Source organism: Aminobacter anthyllidis (genome assembly GCF_018555685.1).
Taxonomy (GTDB): Bacteria; Pseudomonadota; Alphaproteobacteria; order Rhizobiales; family Rhizobiaceae; genus Aminobacter; species Aminobacter anthyllidis.
In genome coordinates this window covers 262308-279302 of the sequence record NZ_JAFLWW010000001.1, presented here as the reverse complement: position 1 = coordinate 279302, position 16995 = coordinate 262308, and the positions used below count along the sequence as shown (strand labels likewise).

22 protein-coding genes are annotated in these 16995 nt (G+C 62.3%); 9 read left to right on the top strand and 13 right to left on the bottom strand.

The features are described from left to right. The first annotated feature begins 1 nt into the window (after nt 1). Nucleotides 2–619, top strand: a complete 618-nt coding sequence (gene aat / locus J1C56_RS01450) for a leucyl/phenylalanyl-tRNA--protein transferase (protein WP_214385313.1) — start codon at nt 2–4, stop codon at nt 617–619. Nucleotides 620–628: 9 nt separating this feature from the next. On the opposite strand, the gene J1C56_RS01445 is transcribed toward aat, so the two are convergent. The 3 genes from J1C56_RS01445 to J1C56_RS01435 form a co-directional block, all read right to left on the bottom strand. Further along, nucleotides 629–1006 carry a hypothetical protein gene (locus J1C56_RS01445; protein WP_214385312.1) on the bottom strand — a complete coding sequence of 126 codons (378 nt, stop codon included), beginning with the start codon at nt 1004–1006 and terminating at the stop codon, nt 629–631. Between the two features lie 69 nt (nt 1007–1075). Further along, nucleotides 1076–1501 carry a DUF2155 domain-containing protein gene (locus J1C56_RS32725; protein ID WP_420797363.1) on the bottom strand — a complete coding sequence of 142 codons (426 nt, stop codon included), beginning with the start codon at nt 1499–1501 and terminating at the stop codon, nt 1076–1078. A 297-nt stretch (nt 1502–1798) separates the two neighbouring features. Further along, nucleotides 1799–2197 carry an NADH:ubiquinone oxidoreductase subunit NDUFA12 gene (locus tag J1C56_RS01435; protein ID WP_214385310.1) on the bottom strand — a complete coding sequence of 133 codons (399 nt, stop codon included), beginning with the start codon at nt 2195–2197 and terminating at the stop codon, nt 1799–1801. Nucleotides 2198–2353: 156 nt separating this feature from the next. On the opposite strand from J1C56_RS01435, the gene J1C56_RS01430 reads away from it, so the two are divergent. The 3 genes from J1C56_RS01430 (at nt 2354) to panC (ending at nt 4648) form a co-directional block, all read left to right on the top strand. After that, nucleotides 2354–2836: a hypothetical protein gene (locus J1C56_RS01430; protein ID WP_214385308.1), complete on the top strand. Its 483-nt coding sequence runs from the start codon at nt 2354–2356 to the stop codon at nt 2834–2836. Nucleotides 2837–2969: 133 nt separating this feature from the next. Next, the gene (panB, locus tag J1C56_RS01425) at nt 2970–3806 is read left to right on the top strand and encodes a 3-methyl-2-oxobutanoate hydroxymethyltransferase (protein ID WP_214385306.1); all 837 of its coding nucleotides are present in this window, start codon (nt 2970–2972) and stop codon (nt 3804–3806) included. Beyond that, nucleotides 3803–4648, top strand: coding sequence for a pantoate--beta-alanine ligase (gene panC, locus J1C56_RS01420; protein ID WP_214385304.1), 846 nt, complete (start codon nt 3803–3805; stop codon nt 4646–4648). The genes panB and panC overlap by 4 nt, the downstream gene beginning before the upstream one ends. Before the next feature lie 142 nt (nt 4649–4790). On the opposite strand, the gene J1C56_RS01415 is transcribed toward panC, so the two are convergent. The 5 genes from J1C56_RS01415 to J1C56_RS01395 form a co-directional block, all read right to left on the bottom strand. Continuing rightward, entirely contained in the window at nt 4791–5282 is a 492-nt protein-coding gene (locus J1C56_RS01415) for a GNAT family N-acetyltransferase (RefSeq protein ID WP_214385302.1), read from the bottom strand. Nucleotides 5283–5286: 4 nt separating this feature from the next. Further along, nucleotides 5287–6789: an Asp-tRNA(Asn)/Glu-tRNA(Gln) amidotransferase subunit GatB gene (gene gatB, locus J1C56_RS01410; RefSeq protein ID WP_214385300.1), complete on the bottom strand. Its 1503-nt coding sequence runs from the start codon at nt 6787–6789 to the stop codon at nt 5287–5289. 160 nt (nt 6790–6949) lie between these two features. After that, nucleotides 6950–8281 (bottom strand): sensor histidine kinase, encoded by a 1332-nt coding sequence (locus J1C56_RS01405; protein WP_214385298.1) that lies wholly within the window; start codon nt 8279–8281, stop codon nt 6950–6952. Continuing rightward, a complete protein-coding gene (locus J1C56_RS01400; protein WP_214385296.1) occupies nt 8278–9009 on the bottom strand; it encodes a response regulator in 732 nt (243 codons plus the stop codon). Before J1C56_RS01400 ends, J1C56_RS01405 begins: the two co-directional genes overlap by 4 nt. Before the next feature lie 76 nt (nt 9010–9085). Then, the gene (locus J1C56_RS01395) at nt 9086–9934 is read right to left on the bottom strand and encodes a MipA/OmpV family protein (protein WP_214385294.1); all 849 of its coding nucleotides are present in this window, start codon (nt 9932–9934) and stop codon (nt 9086–9088) included. Between the two features lie 394 nt (nt 9935–10328). Here J1C56_RS01395 and J1C56_RS01390 point away from each other — a divergent pair, with 394 nt between their 5' ends. Continuing rightward, the gene (locus J1C56_RS01390; RefSeq protein ID WP_214385292.1) at nt 10329–10586 is read left to right on the top strand and encodes a YjhX family toxin; all 258 of its coding nucleotides are present in this window, start codon (nt 10329–10331) and stop codon (nt 10584–10586) included. Between the two features lie 51 nt (nt 10587–10637). Here the strand turns inward: J1C56_RS01390 and J1C56_RS01385 are convergent, their stop codons facing one another. Together J1C56_RS01385 and J1C56_RS01380 are read right to left on the bottom strand one after the other, a co-directional pair. Then, on the bottom strand, nt 10638–11069 hold the full coding sequence (locus tag J1C56_RS01385; RefSeq protein WP_214385290.1) for a CBS domain-containing protein: 432 nt from the start codon (nt 11067–11069) through the stop codon (nt 10638–10640). A 102-nt stretch (nt 11070–11171) separates the two neighbouring features. Then, nucleotides 11172–11906, bottom strand: coding sequence for a rhomboid family intramembrane serine protease (locus J1C56_RS01380; protein WP_214385288.1), 735 nt, complete (start codon nt 11904–11906; stop codon nt 11172–11174). A gap of 380 nt (nt 11907–12286) precedes the next feature. Between J1C56_RS01380 and J1C56_RS01375 the strand changes: the two genes are divergently transcribed. Both J1C56_RS01375 and J1C56_RS01370 read left to right on the top strand, forming a co-directional pair. Beyond that, nucleotides 12287–12925, top strand: coding sequence for a PAS domain-containing protein (locus J1C56_RS01375; RefSeq protein ID WP_214385286.1), 639 nt, complete (start codon nt 12287–12289; stop codon nt 12923–12925). Between the two features lie 116 nt (nt 12926–13041). Further along, nucleotides 13042–13659, top strand: a complete 618-nt coding sequence (locus tag J1C56_RS01370) for a PilZ domain-containing protein (RefSeq protein WP_214385284.1) — start codon at nt 13042–13044, stop codon at nt 13657–13659. Nucleotides 13660–13923: 264 nt separating this feature from the next. On the opposite strand, the gene J1C56_RS01365 is transcribed toward J1C56_RS01370, so the two are convergent. After that, complete coding sequence (locus tag J1C56_RS01365) at nt 13924–14091, bottom strand: hypothetical protein (RefSeq protein WP_214385282.1); 168 nt, start codon at nt 14089–14091, stop codon at nt 13924–13926. A 232-nt stretch (nt 14092–14323) separates the two neighbouring features. Here J1C56_RS01365 and J1C56_RS01360 point away from each other — a divergent pair, with 232 nt between their 5' ends. Next, entirely contained in the window at nt 14324–14929 is a 606-nt protein-coding gene (locus tag J1C56_RS01360) for a transglutaminase-like cysteine peptidase (RefSeq protein WP_214385280.1), read from the top strand. Nucleotides 14930–15177: 248 nt separating this feature from the next. On the opposite strand, the gene J1C56_RS01355 is transcribed toward J1C56_RS01360, so the two are convergent. Further along, the gene (locus J1C56_RS01355; protein ID WP_214385278.1) at nt 15178–15711 is read right to left on the bottom strand and encodes a gamma carbonic anhydrase family protein; all 534 of its coding nucleotides are present in this window, start codon (nt 15709–15711) and stop codon (nt 15178–15180) included. A 208-nt stretch (nt 15712–15919) separates the two neighbouring features. Between J1C56_RS01355 and J1C56_RS01350 the strand changes: the two genes are divergently transcribed. Next, nucleotides 15920–16645 carry a hypothetical protein gene (locus tag J1C56_RS01350; protein WP_214385276.1) on the top strand — a complete coding sequence of 242 codons (726 nt, stop codon included), beginning with the start codon at nt 15920–15922 and terminating at the stop codon, nt 16643–16645. A gap of 45 nt (nt 16646–16690) precedes the next feature. Here the strand turns inward: J1C56_RS01350 and J1C56_RS01345 are convergent, their stop codons facing one another. Next, on the bottom strand, nt 16691–16894 hold the full coding sequence (locus tag J1C56_RS01345) for a DUF3126 family protein (RefSeq protein ID WP_055970710.1): 204 nt from the start codon (nt 16892–16894) through the stop codon (nt 16691–16693). Nucleotides 16895–16995 lie beyond the last annotated feature (101 nt).

The following is a 16995-nucleotide window of genomic DNA, read 5'->3' as shown; positions in this document are numbered from 1 at the left end:
CATGACCCGACCTTATGCGCCCGGCTACAGCATACCCACGGACCTTCTTCTGAAGGCCTATGCGTCGGGCGTCTTTCCCATGGCCGAAAGCGCGTCGGATCCGGAAGTTTTCTGGGTCCGGCCAGAGACGCGCGGCATCATCCCCTTCAACGCCTTCCATGTCCCGCACAGCCTTGCCAAGAAGATACGGCAGGGCCAATTCGAAATCCGTTTCGACAGCGACTTCGAGGCGGTCATAGATGCCTGCGCGGAACGGCGCGCCGGGCGCTTGTCGACGTGGATCAACGCGCCGATCCGCGAGGCCTACACCCACCTTCACCGCATCGGCAACGCCCACTCGGTCGAGGCCTGGCGCGATGGAGAGCTGGTCGGCGGGCTCTACGGCGTCTCGCTCGGCCGTGCCTTCTTCGGCGAAAGCATGTTTTCGCGCGAAACCGACGCCTCCAAGGTCTGTCTCGTCCACCTCGTCGAGCGGCTCAGGCAGCGTGGCTTCCTGCTGCTCGACACGCAGTTCACCACCGATCACCTGAAGCGCTTCGGCGCCGTCGACGTGCCACGCGACAAATACGAGAAGATGCTGGCCAAGGCGCTTGGCGGTGAAGCCACCTTCATGCCCTGACGGGCAACGCTAGCTTTTGGCCTTCTTGGCCTCCGGCTTGGTCGGCGTATGGGCGTGGAACATCATCTTCCAGCCCTGCAGCCGATGCACGTAGCCGGTGCTGACAAGTGCTGAATAGGGTTCGCCATTTTCCCGGATTGCCTTGGCCTCGTAGGTCAGCACGACAATGTCGCTGCCCGGCTCGACCATGCCTTGCAGCTTCATCTCCAGGTTCCGCCAGCGATTCGGTTTCTTGGCTGTCGCGGCAAGGTCGGCATTACTCATCACGCCAGCCATGTCAGGAAAGGCGACAAGACATTCCCTGTCGGCGTTTTCGGCGAAGAAATCCTGGTTGCCGGTCCAGAATGCCCGCTCGAGCTCGAGAAGTTCGTCACGATTTGCAGCCACGGCAATGTCCTCCGCTGGCGTTTCTTACGACGACAAACGCCAGGAATCGGAAGCAGTTCCGAAAAAGGATCAGTTGGTCTTGGCAGCTTCCGGCGCCGGAACGTCCGACTTCTGCTTGCAGGCCTTCAGCCAGACGTCATAGACGGCGTGCTCGACGGCGTTGAGGCCGGGGCTTTCGGCAAACATCCAGCCGGTGAAGATGCGCCGGATCTTGCGGTCGAGCGTGATCTCGTCGACCTCGACGAAGGAATCCGTCTTCGGTTCTTCGTTCTCCGGCCTGGAGTAGCAGACGCGCGGCGTCACCTGCAGCGCACCGAACTGTACGGTCTCGTCGACATAGACGTCGAAAGTAATGATACGCCCGGTGATCTTGTCGATGCCGGCGAACTCGGCGACCGGGTTCTTGATCCGCTGGGGCGGTGCCGCAACCTTCGGCGCAGCCTGTGCTTCGCCGGGAGCCGGCTGTGCCTCGCCGGGCAAGGGCTGGACATCGATGGCCGGGAGATCGTCACCCTGCTCGACCTGTTGATCGGGCGGCAGCTGCTCGATGCTGTCTTGGGCCAGCGCCTGGCCAAGCCCTGCGCACAGCACAACCGTGGCAAGCAGGGCTTTCGCCTTCGATCGTCCGCTCGACGGATTCCGGCCAGGAAATGTCATTCAGTCGTTACCGCCGTTGCGCCCGGAGTGTGTCCCACTCGCTGATTCCCACGCGCCAAGGCTAATCGCCTGACGCCAATGGGCAAGGAGTTAGCCGCCAATTGTGGCGACAAATGTCCGCGCCGTTGAGCTGTTTTATGCGCCGGGCGTCCAGGCGTCGTAGTCGCCGGTGACCTGCGGGCGATGCGTGTTGCCCAGTACCGACCCCTTCGGGCGGTAAGCGCCGCCGGTGCCGGTCAGGTTCGGCTGATGTGCCTTCTGCCAGTCGCGCGGAATGTAGTTGTCGCTCGGCGGTGCCACGTCGACGCGATGATGCATCCAGCCATGCCAGCCGGGAGGAATCAGCGAGGCTTCGGAATAACCCTTGTAGATCACCCAGCGGCGGGTGCGGCCTTCCGAGTCCTTGCCACCCTCATAGTAGGTGTTGCCGAATTCGTCCTGGCCGACCTTGGTGCCTTTGCGCCAGGTGTGGAAACGCGTGCCAAGGGTCTGGCCGTTCCACCAGGTAAAAAACTGGACAAGGAAATTCTTCATCGGATCCTCGCGACGGGCGCGTAAAAGTCTCCTGCTTATGGCGTCAGGCTGGCCCGAAGGCAAGAGTTTAGACGCCCCATCTTGCCGCCTGCGACGATTGGCAGACGATCAATCAACACCTACTGTTCGCCGTCAGCGTCAAATCGGACCGCAACCATGCCCTTCATGCAATTCCTTGAAATGCTGAGCATGCTGGTGACGATCTTCGGCTTGCCGCTCGCCATCTTTTTCTTCGTCTTCGAGCAGCGCAAGGAACGGGTCAACGAGGAGGAGGAAATCTACCAGATGCTCTCCGACGGCTACACCGACTTCCTCAAGCTGTCGCTCGGCCATTCGGACCTCAGGCTCCAGTCACAGGATGCGACCGTCAATCTCACCGGCGAGCAGCGCGACCGCCTGCTGGCGATGTTTGCCATCCTGATCGCCCTGTTCGAGCGCGCCTATCTCGTTGCCTATGAGCCCGACATGCCCGAGCGCAAGCGCCGCCGCTGGGCATCGTGGGAGGATTTCATGCGCGAATGGTGCCGGCGCGCGGATTTTCGCAACGCCCTGCCCGAGCTTCTGCCCGGCGAAGACCCGGAATTCGCCGTCTATATCCGCCGCCTTGCACAGGAAGAGGCACAGCCACGCTCGTCCTGATGGACGATGCTATCTCGCACCTGCTCACGCCTTCATCTCGCACTTGCAAAATGCTTAGCCGATCCGTAATGGAATCCGGCCCGCTTGGGCTCTCGGACCGGCTTAGGCCGGAACCGTCGAGGGAGGAAAAGACATGGCTTCTGACGCGCCTGCCGCTGCCGGACGCATCACGCCCGCTGCTCTCTTGGCCCGCAAGGGCAAGGAGCCCATCGTCTGTCTCACTGCCTACACCTATCCGATCGCCCGGCTGCTCGACCCGCATGTCGACCTTCTGCTCGTCGGTGACAGCGTGGCGATGGTGCTGCACGGCCATCCGAACACCTTGGGTGCGACGATGGACATGATGGTCGCCCACGGCCAGGCGGTGATGCGCGGCTCGTCCCGTGCCTGCGTCGTCGTCGACATGCCTGCCGGCAGCTATGAGGACACCGTCGAAAACGCCGTCGCCTGCGCGCAGCGCATCATGCGCGAAACCGGCTGCGATGCGGTCAAGCTCGAGGGTGGCGTTGCCATTGCTGCCCAAATCGCGGCCATCGTTGCCGCCGGCATCCCCGTCATGGGCCATATCGGGCTGTTGCCGCAGTCGGTGGAAAAGGAAGGCGGCTACAAAATCAAGGGCCGCTCCGAAGCCAACGCCGAGGCGCTCTATGCCGACGCCAGGGCCGTCGAAGCCGCCGGCGCGTTTTCGGTCGTCATCGAGGGCACCGTCGAGCCCGTCGCTGCCGAGATCACCCGGCGCATCACGATTCCCACCGTTGGCATCGGTGCCAGCCCCGCTTGCGACGGCCAGGTTCTCGTCACCGACGACGCCATCGGATTGACCGTCGACCGCGTGCCCAAATTCGTCAAGGAATATGCGCACTTGCGCGACATCGTCGCGGATGCCGCCGCGGCCTACGCCAAAGACGTGCGCAGCCGCGCCTTCCCCGGCCCCGAGCACCTGTTTTCCCTGACCAAGGACAAGGCATGACCGTTGTCGTCGAAACCATCGCCGCTCTCCGTGCCCAGGTGCGGACATGGCGTGCCGAAGGCCTGAAGGTCGCGCTGGTGCCGACAATGGGCGCGCTGCATGACGGCCATGTCTCGCTGATGCGCGCAGCGCTCGAGCGGGCCGACCGCTGCGTCGTCTCGATCTTCGTCAATCCGCGCCAGTTCGCGCCGACGGAAGATCTCGACAAATATCCGCGCCAGCTGGCGCTTGACCTCGACAGGCTGGAAAAGGCTGGTGTCCACCTCGCCTTCACGCCCGGCGTCGATGAGGTTTACCCGCAAGGCTTTGCCACCTCGATTTCCGTCGGTGGCCCATCCGCCGGGCTTGAGACCGATTTCCGCCCGGCCTTCTTCGACGGTGTTGCCACCGTCGTCGGCAAGCTGTTCATCCAGTCAGAACCCGACCTCGCCGTCTTCGGCGAGAAGGATTACCAGCAGCTGTGCGTCGTCAAGAAGCTGTGCCGCGACCTCGACTTGCCTGTCGAGGTGCTGGGTTCGCCGACGATCCGCGATGCCGAGGGCCTCGCCATGTCGTCGCGCAACGCCTATCTCAGCGCTGAAGAGCTTGAGATCGCCCGGCAGCTGAACAAGCTGCTGCGCAAAGCAGCTTCGCAGCTGCAGTCAGGCGCTGACGAACAGGCGACCATGGCTGCGGCGCGCATGGCTATTCTCGACGCCGGCTTCGATGTCGTCGACTATGTCGAGGCGCGGGAAAGCGTGACGCTGGCGCCTTGGCAAAAGGACCGTAACGGCCGCGTGCTCGTTGCGGCCCGCCTCGGCAAGACGCGACTCATCGACAATGTCGAGATAGCGGCCAGCTAAGCGCTTTTACCCTCCCCCTTGTGGGGAGGGTCGCGGAGCGGAAGCTGCCACGCAGCTTTGCACACCGTACATCGACGAGAATTCCCCCACCCCGCTCCGCTTCGCGGATCGACCCTCCCCGCAAGGGGGAGGGTAAGGGGCCTCAGCCCAGCTTCTTTTCGAAGATCAGCGCCGGAATGCCGGACTGCTCCGCGCCGCAATTCGCGGTCTCGCCGGCGCGCACGAAGCCGCTGGCGGCATAAAAGGCCAGCGCCTGCGCATTGGCCTCTTCAACTTCGACACGCATTGTCCGTGCTTCGGGAAAACTCTGTTCGACCTCGTCGAGCAGCATCCGGCCGATCCCCGCGCGCTGGTTCCCCGGGCGAACGTAGAGCTGGTGCATCACCAGCACCTTGCCGTCGCTGGTTGCGGCGGCAAAGGCCATGCCGGCAATCTTCTTGCCGTCGTCGGCAACGAGGAACTCGGAACTCGGCCGTGCAAGCCGCGCCTTGAGCGAGGCCAGCGAGTGCCATTCGGCGGTGATCTCGTCGACCCGTTCGACGCCATAGATGGCGTCGTATGTCGCATGCCACGTCTCGGCGAGCAGCGCCTTGATCGTCTCAAGGTCGCGCTCGCTCGCCGTACGGACAAACATCGGCCTATTCCTCGATACCGAGCTTGGCCTTGACCAGGTCGTTGACCGCCTGCGGGTTGGCCTTGCCGCCCGTCATCTTCATCACCTGGCCGACGAACCAGCCAGCCATGGTCGGCTTGGCGCGGGCCTGCTCGGCCTTGTCGGGGTTGGCGGCGATGACGTCGTCGACAGCTTTTTCGATGGCGCCTGTGTCGGTCACCTGCTTCATGCCACGGCTCTCGACCAGCTCGCGCGGGTCGCCGCCCTCGTTCCAGACGATCTCGAACAGGTCCTTGGCGATCTTGCCGGAGATCGTGCCTTCCTTGATCAGGTCGATCACGGCACCCAGCTGGTCAGGGGAAACGGGAGCGTTTTCAATGTCCTTGCCGGCCTTGTTCAAGGCGCCGAGCAGGTCGTTGATGACCCAGTTGGCGGCAAGCTTGCCGTCGCGGCCCGCGGCTACCTTTTCGAAATAGTCGGCGATCGCCTTCTCCGAGACCAGGATCGAAGCGTCATAGACCGACAGGCCGAGGCTGTTGACCAGCCGCGCCTTCTTGTCGTCGGGCAGTTCCGGCAGATCCTTGGCGAGGTCGTCGACATAGGCCTGGTCGAATTCGAGCGGCAGAAGGTCCGGATCGGGGAAGTAGCGGTAGTCGTGCGCCTCTTCCTTCGAGCGCATCGCGCGCGTCTCGCCCTTGCTGGGGTCGAACAGGCGGGTTTCCTGGTCGATCTTGCCGCCATCCTCGAGAATGGCGATCTGGCGCCGCGCTTCATATTCGATGGCCTGGCCGACGAAGCGGATCGAGTTGACGTTCTTGATCTCGCAGCGCGTGCCGAACTCGCCGCCGGGACGGCGCACCGACACGTTGACGTCGGCGCGCATCGAGCCTTCGTCCATGTTGCCGTCGCAGGTGCCGAGATAACGCACGATGGTGCGCAGCTTGGTGACATAGGCCTTGGCTTCGTCCGACGAGCGCATGTCGGGCTTGGAGACGATCTCCATCAGCGCCACGCCCGAGCGGTTGAGGTCGACATAAGACATTGTCGGATGCTGGTCGTGGATCGACTTGCCGGCGTCCTGCTCGAGGTGCAGCCGCTCGATGCCGATCTCGATGTCTTCGAACTCGCCCTTGCGGTCGGGACCGACCGAGATGGTCATCGTGCCCTCGCCGACGATCGGCTGCTTGAACTGCGAAATCTGATAGCCCTGCGGCAGGTCGGGATAGAAGTAGTTCTTGCGGTCGAAGACGGATTTCAGGTTGATCTGCGCCTTGAGGCCGAGGCCGGTGCGGATCGCCTGCTTGACGCATTCCTCGTTGATGACGGGCAGCATGCCGGGCATCGCCGCGTCGACGAGGCTGACATTGGCATTGGGTTCGGCACCGAACGCTGTCGAGGCACCGGAGAACAGCTTTGCCTCCGACGTCACCTGGGCATGCACTTCCAGGCCGATGATGACTTCCCAGTCGCCGGTGGCACCGGGGATGAAGCGCTTGGCGTCGGGCGTACGGGTATCGATGAGGGTCATGGCGGCCTGCGTCATTGGATCGAGAAGATGCGGATCGAGAAGCTGCGAAACGCATAGTTTAGTGTGCGCCTTCGCTAGTGCAAACAGCCAATCGAGGCAAGCGCTGCCTGCTTGGTCGACATGTGGACCTTGTGTTTCCAACCCATCACTCAGGGATTGCCTAGGCGGCGACAAGGCCCCTCGGCAGGTCGACCTTGACCACGAGACCGGTCGGACTGTTTTCATCGAGCACGATCTTGCCGCCATGGCCATGCACGATGTCGGCGACGATCGACAGGCCGAGGCCAAAGCCGCGCTTGGCATTCGCCCCGCGCGATGCGTCGACCTTGTAGAAGGGTTCGAAGACGCGCGCGCGCACGGTTTCGGGGATGCCCGGCCCGTTGTCGCTCACCTCGATCAATGCGACCTCATCGGTCGCGGTCAGCACCACTTCGACATTGCGGGCAAACTTGACGCCATTGTCGCAGAGGTTGGTGATCGCGCGGGCCAGTGCGTTAGGCTTGCACCAGCCGGGCAGCCGGTCGGGGCCGGTGTAGGAAACCGAAAAGCCGACATCGGTGAATTCGGCGCACACCGTCTGCAACACGCTGGCGATGTCGGCGCGCTGCAGTTCCTCGGTCGAGACGTCGTTGCGCAAATAGGTCAGCGTCTCGTCGATCAGACCTTCGATATGGCTGATGTCGGACAGCATGGAGCTGCGCAGCACGCTTTCGTCCATGCGTTCGGCGCGCAGCCGCAGCCGCGTCAGCGGCGTGCGCAGATCGTGGCTGACGCTGCGCAGCATGCGCGTGCGGTTGTCGATCATGGTGCGGATGCGCGCCCGCATCTTGTTGAGCGCGCGCGCCAGGCCGACCATTTCGATCGAGCCGCGCTCGACGAAAAGCTCGTCGCCATTGTCGATCTCGGCGGACCCTACCGCCGCCGAAATCCGCTTCAACGGATCGGTCACCGCCCACACGGCGAAGAATGAAAACAAGACAAACAGCACGACCAGCGCCAGCAGGTAGTAAGTGGCCGGGCTGACAAACTGTGACGTCAACACGGTGTCAGGCGCGCCGAAGAGTGCTGCCGCCGTCTTTTCGTCCAGTTCGAAAACAAGTGCCGGCTGATCTGCGACCAGCAGCCAGCGCCCGCCCAGCGGCGGCGCCCTGTCGGGAGGAAACAGCGTGGCGATGACGCGTCCGAGTGTCGTGCGCTGCTGCGGTGAGGACGTGCCGTCGACCTGCGCCCGGCTCAACAACTGAAAATCCAGCCCGGCCTGGTGCGCCGCATCGACAATGGCTCCTCTTTCATCAGGCGGCGCCTGGCGTAGCATGGCCGCGACCACCCCTGCACGCTCGGCGACGATCTCCATGTCGGGCACATAGTCGGAATTGATGATCCTCTCGAAGGCCGAGCCGAGCACGATAACGACGAGCATCGCCACCAGGATGATCGCCATCAGCTGGCCGCTCAGCGATTGCGGAATGCAGCGGCGGACCAGAGCTTTCATGCCTCTTCCACCGTGGCGGTGAACAGGTAGCCACCGAGCCGGACCGTCTTGAGCAGCACCGGATCGCGCGCGTCCTTTTCGATCTTCTGGCGCAGCCGGCTGACATGGACGTCGATGCTGCGTTCGATCGGCCCTGCCAACCCGGCATGGGTCACGCCAAGGAGCTGTTCGCGCGAAAGCACACGCCCCGCGTTGCGGCAAAAGGCGAGCAGGAGGTCGAACTCGTGCGTCGTCGTTGCCACCCGCGCATTGCTGGGGTCGTGCAGTTGCCGACGGATCAGGTCGACCTGCCAGCCATTGAAGCGAAGTACTTTCGGCCGCGCGCGTTCCTGCGACGGATATGCCGTACGCCGCAGCAGCGCCCGGATGCGGGCGGTCAGTTCGCGGGCGCTGAAGGGTTTCGTCACATAGTCGTCGGCCCCGATCTCGAGACCGACGACGCGGTCGATCTCCTCGCCAAGCGCGGTCAGCATCAGGATCGGGATCGTCGTCTCCAGCCGGAGCCGCCTGCAGATGCTGAGACCGTCTTCGCCTGGAAGCATGACGTCAAGCACGATGAGATCGAACTTGCCGTTGCGCAGCAACACGTCCATCTCGGCGCCGCTTTCGGCGATCTGGACGGCCATGCCGTTCTCAACGAGCGTTTCGCTGAGCATCCTGGCGATCTCGAAATCATCCTCGACGATCAGGACGCGCGCGCCGTGCCTTGCCTGGCCGGGCAAATGCATGTCGCCCTCCCGGGCAGCAAAACCAGGACTGGACCCAATATCGGACATCGCGATCCCGCTGACAGGTTGCTTTGCGTTAGAATTTGTAGCCGACCAGCAGCATCGCCGAAGGCTGAAGCTTTTCCATGACCACCGGACTGTCGGCAGCATCCCCCAGCAATACGCCAAGCTGTGCTTCGCCGCGCACGATCCAGTTCTGATTGATACTATAGGTTGCGGAAAGCGAGAAATCAGCGCGCTTCAACCCGGCGCTGGCATCGTGGCGCTTAAGCCCCGAGCGCGTCGCCTGTTCGGCGCTGACGCCGAAATAGGCTTGCATGTGGTTTTCGTCGGCAACGACGGCGGAAGCCGATGCGCCCAAAATGAGACTTTCCGAAACCGGCTGCGTCACCTCGAGCCCAACCCTGCCAACGAGACCTTCGCTGCCGCCGATTGTCTTGTCGAGCAGCGCGAAAAACTCGACCGGACCGAGTTCGACGGCCGCTTTTGCGCCAACCGTTGCGCCAAAGTCGATATCGCCCATGCCCCGGAGATGATCGGAGTCGTCTTCCTGCCGGCCGAGTTCGTAGCCAAGCCGCGCGCTGAGCTCGAAGGCGTCACGCTCGAAGACCTCCAGCGTCGCACCGGTGGGGTCGACGGTCAGCGTGTCGAACAACGTCGCCGAAACGAACGGCACCGGCGTCACCTTGAACTCGTCGGAGCCCTCATATTCGGGCTGGATCATCGCACCGCCCCCGGCAACGACATGCCATTCCGCCAGTTTCTCGCCGATGCGGCCGAAGCGGCTGGGATCGGGTACTTCGGTCAGTTGTTCCTCGGTTGCCGCATCCGCGGCAAGCGCGCCAGAGTATCCCCAAAAGCTGAAAGCCATGGCGGCCAACGATGTCTTGAAGGCAACCGTTGCAGTTTCCATTTTCGCGAGCATGCGCACTCCAAAGCCGTATGATGTGGGCGCCACCCCGCCCGCCAGGCAGCGAACCCAGCGACACCACTCATCCCAGTTCAAGACAGCGGCCTGTATGAAGTAATGTTAAGTTTTGTTGCTGGCCTTGGTGGCGTGGCGGTGTGGCCGCGATGCAACGCGCCCGCGCCACTGTCTCGGTGGGCTGGAATTTCGCCGAGTTGCTCGCTATGTCAGAACCATCCCGATGGAGTGTGGATGTTTAACTTGTCTGAGTCCCGCTAAAGCCCCGACCTTCTCCTGAAGGCGGGGCGTGAAAACCTGAAACCCCGTGCCGCGAGCAATCGTGGCGGCGGCTTTTTGTTTTGGCTGCTCAACACCTGCTGTTGCAGCCAGGTTTTCCAGGACTCATCCACAAATGAACATATCGCGCATAGAGCAGCGCATCCTGCACCTGCTCGCCCAGGGCGGGCGAATCGACATCGAAAAAGACGACAACAACAAGATCGAGGCGGTGACCTGCATCACCCGCGACGGCTGGCAGTATCCGGATTTCGATCTGGAACTTTTCAGGAAGCTGAGGCGGAGGAAGGCAGTCGCCTCGTCGCAAGGCGGGCCCTACCGCATCACCAGGGTAGGACTGAAACTCGTTCGCCCTGAACTCGACAACAGGTAGCCAACAACGCCGGATCCGTTTCCGCGGGTCCGGCGTCTCGGCTTTACGGCATCAGGCAGTGGCGATGTAGGCCTTGATCTCGTCGGCCTCGCGCTCGGCGTCCTCGATGCGGCGCTTGACCACGTCGCCGATGGACACGATGCCATAGAGATAGCCGTCGCGCTCGACCGGCAGATGGCGGAAGCGGCCGACGGTCATGATCTCCATCACCTGGTTGACCGTGTGGTTTTCGTTGCAGATCTTGACCTTGGGGGTCATCACGTCGCGCACCGCCTTTTCAAGGGCGGCTCCGCCTTCCCTGCCGATGATGCGAACGACATCGCGCTCGGACAGAATGCCCACGATCTTGCGGTCGCCATTGGTCACGACAAGCGCGCCGATACGGTGTTCGGCTAGGATACGAACTGCTTCCGACAGCTGTACATTGGGCCCAATGGTAAAAACGTCATGGCCCTTCTTCTCGAGAATTGCCTTCACAGTCATCGTGGCCTCCTGCTGCTGTCGGTCAGTCAAATCACTCCATGCCGGCCCGTCGGGCCAACTGCATCGTGCGCTGCATTGGGCTGCATTTCAAGTAAAACGCGCTCAGGCGAATTCGCGTCTGCGGTCGAAAAACCTGATGCCCAGGAAGCCCGCCAGAAAGCCGCCGATATGGGCATCCCAGGCGATCTGATTGTCGACGCCGGGGGTGAAGCCGACGAGCCCGGTAACCAGGTTGATCACCATCCACACGCCCAGGAAGGTCATTGCCGTCCGGGAACGCAAGACATCCCGGATCGGCAGCGGCGCACCTGAGAAGGCCGGCTTGCCCTGCGATCGGTCGATCTGGAAGCTGAAGCGCGCCGCAGCCCCCATCATGCCTGAAATGGCACCCGACGCCCCGACCAGCGGCGCCACGTCAGTCGAATGCAGCACGTAGTGCAACGCCACCGCCGCAAGCGACGTGACGGCGAAGAATGCCGAGAAGCGTGCTACGCCGAGGCGATTGGCAAGTGGCGAACCGAAGGCAGCAAGCCACACCATGTTGAGGATCAGATGGGGGAATCCGCCATGCAGGAAGGCATAAGTCAGCGGGCTGGTGAACGCCCACATTTCGACAGCGTATTGCCCCGAATAGCGAGCCGGAATGAAAGCTGCCCGTACCAGCAAGGCAAAATCCTGGTCGGGGTTAAGAATGTAGACGCGGATGAGATGGATCGCCACGCAAGCAGCAATGACCGCGATGACGATGCCAGGCAGATTGAATATCGGCTCGCGGCGTTGCGGCTCGGCTTCGATGATCTCGTCCGGGTTGTCGCGGGGTGTTGCTGGTTCGCTCATGCGCATCTGATCCGGTTCTGGTCCGGCGTGCGCCAGCCTCGCCCCATCTAGAACAGCCACGACGAAAGCGCAAAAAAAGAAAGCCGCCCAGGGTTGCCCCTGGACGGCTGGTCGAGCCCCCCTGCCCGTCCCCAAATAACTCTTGACTGAAGTGCTGCCGACCGCGCCTGCGCGGCCACTTCATGGAGTGAATTGAACGTGCCACGTCAGACCCGGCACGGCAACGTAAACCCTTTGTTAACCTTAACGATCCCGATCCGTTAACAACTGTTACTGAGACTGGCACGCGTCCTGCTCCGCACCTCATGTAGTCCTCAAGATTGAAGCGATTCTGTCCAGAGATGGCACATCAGGCACAGAAGCGCTCGGAGCGGAGCAATATGAAACAGAAAGGATCGCTGGCACTGTTCCAATATTGGAACCGCCTTCGCGACGGCCGACCCGCGCCCAAACGTACGGAAGTCGAGCCGGCCGAAATAAAGGCCCTGCTTGCAGACACTTTCATCCTCGAACGCGACACCCGTGGCGAAGCGGTCTTCCGCCTCGCCGGCACCCGCCTGTGCGCCACCTTTGGCCGCGAGCTCAAGGGCTTCTCGTTTCCTTCGCTGTGGCGCCAAAAGGACCAGCGGCTGATGGCCCGCCTTGCCTATGGCGTGTTCCAGCAGAAATCGGTTGTCGTCATCAATTTCGAAGGCTTCACCTCGAGCCTGCGCGCGACAACATTCGAGATGCTGCTCTTGCCGCTCGACGGCGGCATTGAGAACCCGCGCAGCCTGGGCGTTCTGTCGAGCGTCGACCGGCCGTTCTGGCTCGGCTCCGACCCGCTCACCGACGCATCGATCGAAAGCGTTCGCGTCGTCGATCCCGATCTTGAGCCGATGTTCCTCAAGAACCGCCCGGCCGTCACGGTACCGTCGCTCGCACCAAGCGACACCGCAGTTTCGGGCGAAGCCAACCCGCTCGATGGCGCGCGTCGCATACGTCATCTGTTCGTTCTTGAGGGTGGGCGCGAAGAATAGCGCAATCGGACCGCTCTCAAGGCCTGCAGCTAGGCGTTTTGTTAACCTCTTTGGCGGTAGTTTTCCGCAATAGCTCCCCGATGCGGTTCGGCGGAGTTTGCAGATATGAGGGTAACATGAGGCCAGCGGCGATTGACTACGCGCCGTCACGGGCGGAGCGGCGCAACTTCCAGCGCGTCCGCGTGAAGATCTATGGCCGCTTCATGCTCGAGGATCGCACCGAGCATGCCGGCCAGGTCGTCGACATGTCGCCCGGCAACGTCGCCTTCCGCACCGACCGTTCGGGCGCTCCCGGCGAAAAAGTCATCGCCTACATCGATCATATCGGCCGCGTTGAGGGCGTCATCACCCGCACCTTGCCGGACGGCTTCGCCATGACCGTGATTGCGTCCGACCGCAAGAAGGACAAGCTCGCCGCGCAGCTGACCTGGCTTGCCAACAAGCACGAACTCGACCTGCCGGAAGATCGCCGCCACGAGCGCGTCGCGCCACGCAACCCGATCAGCGCGCTGCAGCTCATGGATGGCAGGCAATATCCCTGCCGCATCATCGACCTGTCGCTTTCAGGTGCCGCCGTCGAGATCGAGGTCAAGCCGGCGATCGGCGTCCAGGTCACCCTCGGCACCATGCGCGGACAGGTCGTGCGCCATTTCGAAGACGGCGTCGCCATCGAATTCGCCGTCATCCAGCGCCCGGAATCGCTCGACACCGAGTTCAACCGCCCGCGCACCTGACGGCGCCCAACCTTTTCATCAACAAGCACAGCCTGACCTTCACCGAAGGTCAGGCTGCTTGCTTTTGACCCTGCTTCAGCTGGGGCCGGGGCCACATTTCGATGCCGCTGGCGGCACTCCGAAGCGTTGACGGCGCAGCCTGTGGCTTCCGCCGAGCACATCAGAACAAGACGGCACAACTGCCAACAGGTGTTCCATTCCAGCACAGTTGAAAGCTGGACCGCGAGGCCTATGGCATATCCGCGGCACGGATCCTTGATGTCCTCACAGCGCGCCAAGCTCCTTTTCCGGCTGTGGATAAAGTATTTTCAGCCAAACCCAAGCAGCCGGCGCAAAGAAGTGTCTCGCCTTCATTGCCCCGCCGACCTCCTCCGCGATGATCAAACGCGACGACGGCTCAGAACCACCGGCCGCGACTTCTGAAAGCGCCACGTCATTCCGCCTTTGCCAAGCTTTTGCCCGGCAGCCCTGCCGCGAGCAGACAGCCACAACGGCAAGCACACTCGGTCCGATAAAATTGTAATCAAATTTTCCGCAAATTTTATTCTTATTCTATTCTTCGTTTACGCAAGTTCTCTCTTGTTTTTACTCAACATCTACTTCGCAGTTTTGCGTCAAATAAATTCGACCCTGTCATTGTCACCTCAAACGGGGAGACAAGAAAATGAACATGCGTCGGGGATGGCTGCTGCTTCTGGCCACGACAATTCAGGCAGGCGCCATCGGTGCCGCCCTTGCGGCACCTGCCGTCATGCAGACCAACGGCCGCACCACGCAGCCGGTCGGCCACTACGAACTGTGCAAGCGCTCGCCGATCGAGTGCAGCGAAAAGACCGCGAGCAACAAGCCGGTCGAACTGACCCGCAGCCTGTGGAAGGCGATGATCGCCATCAACGACAAGGTCAACACCGCCGTTGCACCACGCACCGACATGGAAATGTGGGGCCAGGAAGAAGTCTGGTCCTACCCTGACAATGGCGCGGGCGATTGCGAGGACTATGCGCTGGAAAAGCGCCGCCAGTTGATGCAGCTCGGCGTGCCTGCCGGCAACCTGCTGATCACGGTTGTGCGTCAGCCCAATGGCGAAGGCCATGCCGTACTGACGGTTCGCACCAGCCTCGGCGAGTACATCCTCGACAATCTCGATACGCGGGTCCTGGCCTGGGACGAGACCGAATACACCTATCTCAAGCGCCAGTCGGAGCGGAATTCGGGCGTCTGGATTGCGATCAACGACGGCCGCGCCGACGCAGTCGCATCGGTTCGCTAGGTGCCGCAGTGTCGCGCGCCCACCAGGGCGCGCGGACAACGCTGCAGCACTTTGAATCGGCGCATGATGCTTTCCGAAAATCGGTTTCGGTTTTCGGGGGTCATGCGCTGGTGAGAAAACCCGGTCGCGTCCCCACCCTCCCCGTCCCCAACGACCGGGTCTAGGAGCCGGCCCAATCCCCGGGCCGGCTCCGCCTTTTTCAGGCAAGCCAAATCGCGTTGCTGATCGCCGCGGCCTCGGCGAAAGGCCTAATCGGCCACCTTCTTCAACCCGCCGGCAAATCGACGCTGGTTGGCGACATAATCGTCGGCCGATTTGCGCAGCCGCTCGGCAGCCGCATCGTCGAGCGTGCGGATCACCTTGGCGGGCGAGCCGACGATCAGTGAATTGTCGGGAAATTCCTTGCCTTCCGTCACCAGCGCACCGGCGCCCACCAGGCAGTTCCTGCCGATCTTCGCCCCATTGAGCACGATCGCGCCCATGCCGATCAGCGAGTTGTCGCCGACCGTGCAGCCATGCAGGATGGCGCGGTGACCGATGGTGCAGCCCTCGCCGATAACAAGCGGAAAGCCCGGGTCGGTGTGCATCACCGTGTGTTCCTGGACATTGCTGCGGGCGCCGATGGTGATCGGCTCGCGGTCGCCGCGGATGGCGGAGCCAAACCAGATGCCGACGTCACGCCCGATCCTGACATCGCCCACCACCGCAGCGTCTGGCGCGATCCAGCTGGTAGAGCGATCCTCGAACTGCGGCTCGACTCCGTCGAGAGCGTAAAGCGGCATCGTCACATCCTTGTCGTTGGCGCGCGCAAACTATGCAGCGCACAGCGACAAGGCAAGCGCGCGCAGTCGCCTTAACGCACCATTAACCATGCGCACGCAATGTCAGTCAGATATCCGGCTCCTGAAGGCATGGAGCAAACGTTACCGGCCCGGCAAAGCTCGATGCGCGAACGCAGTTGCGAGCCGCCGACGCACCTGGAGACATCAGATGAAGCAAGAGGCGACCGAAAGTTCCGGTTTCGACGTCGTCGATTCGGCGCTGGTGATGAAGGTGTTCTATGGCTTTGCGGTGCTTGCGGTGCTCTCGGTGGCGATCAGCCTGGGAGGCCGCTGGTTCGGCCATACCATCGCCATGGCCGGTTACACCGACGAGGTAGCACCACGCGAAATCGTCATCGGCAACGACGTGATTTCCGCCCCGGCGAACATGATCCGCTTCGACAAGGCCCGGCGCGACGGTATTGCCGGGCGCCTCGACCTCTATCTGCGCTGGCCCGAAATGGACGGCTACAGCGAAGCCGCGCGTCCGGCCTTCAACAATCTCGATGGTCAAAAGCGTATCGTTTTCCTCAGTCTCGAACCTCGCATGATGACGCGCGACATGAGCGGACGCCTTGCGCCGATCTACAACGCGCTCACCGTCAAGCCTGGCGTGCCCGGCCCCGAGGGCATGACGCTGTTCGGCTTCACGGAAAATTCCGGCTATCTCAACGAGGTGCTGGCGGTTGCGTCGCGCAGCGGCGAGCCGGCATTCGTTGCCCGCTGCCTCAATGGCGAAGAGGCCGAAGAATCGCTTGCGCCTTGCGAGCGCGACGTCTTCGTTGGCAAGGATCTGAGCCTGACCTACAGGTTTCCGCGCGAGCTTCTGGGAGAGTGGCGTGCGCTGGACCGGGCGGTGATCGCCAAGACGAATGCCATGCTGCACGTGAAGTGACGGCCGCGCGATCCTTGCCGCGCGGCGTCGGGATTGGCCGACAGATCAGGCCAGGTCGATGTCGAGGATCGCCATCGAGAAATTGTAGTCGCCATCGTCTTCATCCTTGAAAACGATGCCGAGGAATTCGTCACCAATATAGACTTCGGCCGAGTCGTCCTTGCGAGGACGCGCCTTGACCTGAAGCGTTGGGTTCTGGAACTGGCGCTTGAAATAGGCGTCGAGTTTTCTGATTTCTTCCGGCTTCAACGGGCTTCTCCGGCTTGTCGTTAAGAGACGCGCTTCTGACACGCCAAGCATGGCCATGTAAAGGCGACGCGCGGTTTACCCCGCGCAAATCGCGCCCGACG

Coding starts and splice junctions, on each gene's coding strand:
- aat (WP_214385313.1), top strand. CDS start 2: ATGACCCGACCTTATGCGCCCGGCTACAGCATACCCACGGACCTTCTT.
- J1C56_RS01435 (WP_214385310.1), bottom strand. CDS start 2,197: ATGAAGAATTTCCTTGTCCAGTTTTTTACCTGGTGGAACGGCCAGACC.
- J1C56_RS01430 (WP_214385308.1), top strand. CDS start 2,354: ATGCCCTTCATGCAATTCCTTGAAATGCTGAGCATGCTGGTGACGATC.
- panB (WP_214385306.1), top strand. CDS start 2,970: ATGGCTTCTGACGCGCCTGCCGCTGCCGGACGCATCACGCCCGCTGCT.
- panC (WP_214385304.1), top strand. CDS start 3,803: ATGACCGTTGTCGTCGAAACCATCGCCGCTCTCCGTGCCCAGGTGCGG.
- J1C56_RS01415 (WP_214385302.1), bottom strand. CDS start 5,282: ATGTTTGTCCGTACGGCGAGCGAGCGCGACCTTGAGACGATCAAGGCG.
- gatB (WP_214385300.1), bottom strand. CDS start 6,789: ATGACCCTCATCGATACCCGTACGCCCGACGCCAAGCGCTTCATCCCC.
- J1C56_RS01405 (WP_214385298.1), bottom strand. CDS start 8,281: ATGAAAGCTCTGGTCCGCCGCTGCATTCCGCAATCGCTGAGCGGCCAG.
- J1C56_RS01400 (WP_214385296.1), bottom strand. CDS start 9,009: ATGCATTTGCCCGGCCAGGCAAGGCACGGCGCGCGCGTCCTGATCGTC.
- J1C56_RS01395 (WP_214385294.1), bottom strand. CDS start 9,934: ATGCTCGCGAAAATGGAAACTGCAACGGTTGCCTTCAAGACATCGTTG.
- J1C56_RS01390 (WP_214385292.1), top strand. CDS start 10,329: ATGAACATATCGCGCATAGAGCAGCGCATCCTGCACCTGCTCGCCCAG.
- J1C56_RS01385 (WP_214385290.1), bottom strand. CDS start 11,069: ATGACTGTGAAGGCAATTCTCGAGAAGAAGGGCCATGACGTTTTTACC.
- J1C56_RS01380 (WP_214385288.1), bottom strand. CDS start 11,906: ATGAGCGAACCAGCAACACCCCGCGACAACCCGGACGAGATCATCGAA.
- J1C56_RS01375 (WP_214385286.1), top strand. CDS start 12,287: ATGAAACAGAAAGGATCGCTGGCACTGTTCCAATATTGGAACCGCCTT.
- J1C56_RS01370 (WP_214385284.1), top strand. CDS start 13,042: ATGAGGCCAGCGGCGATTGACTACGCGCCGTCACGGGCGGAGCGGCGC.
- J1C56_RS01360 (WP_214385280.1), top strand. CDS start 14,324: ATGAACATGCGTCGGGGATGGCTGCTGCTTCTGGCCACGACAATTCAG.
- J1C56_RS01355 (WP_214385278.1), bottom strand. CDS start 15,711: ATGCCGCTTTACGCTCTCGACGGAGTCGAGCCGCAGTTCGAGGATCGC.
- J1C56_RS01350 (WP_214385276.1), top strand. CDS start 15,920: ATGAAGCAAGAGGCGACCGAAAGTTCCGGTTTCGACGTCGTCGATTCG.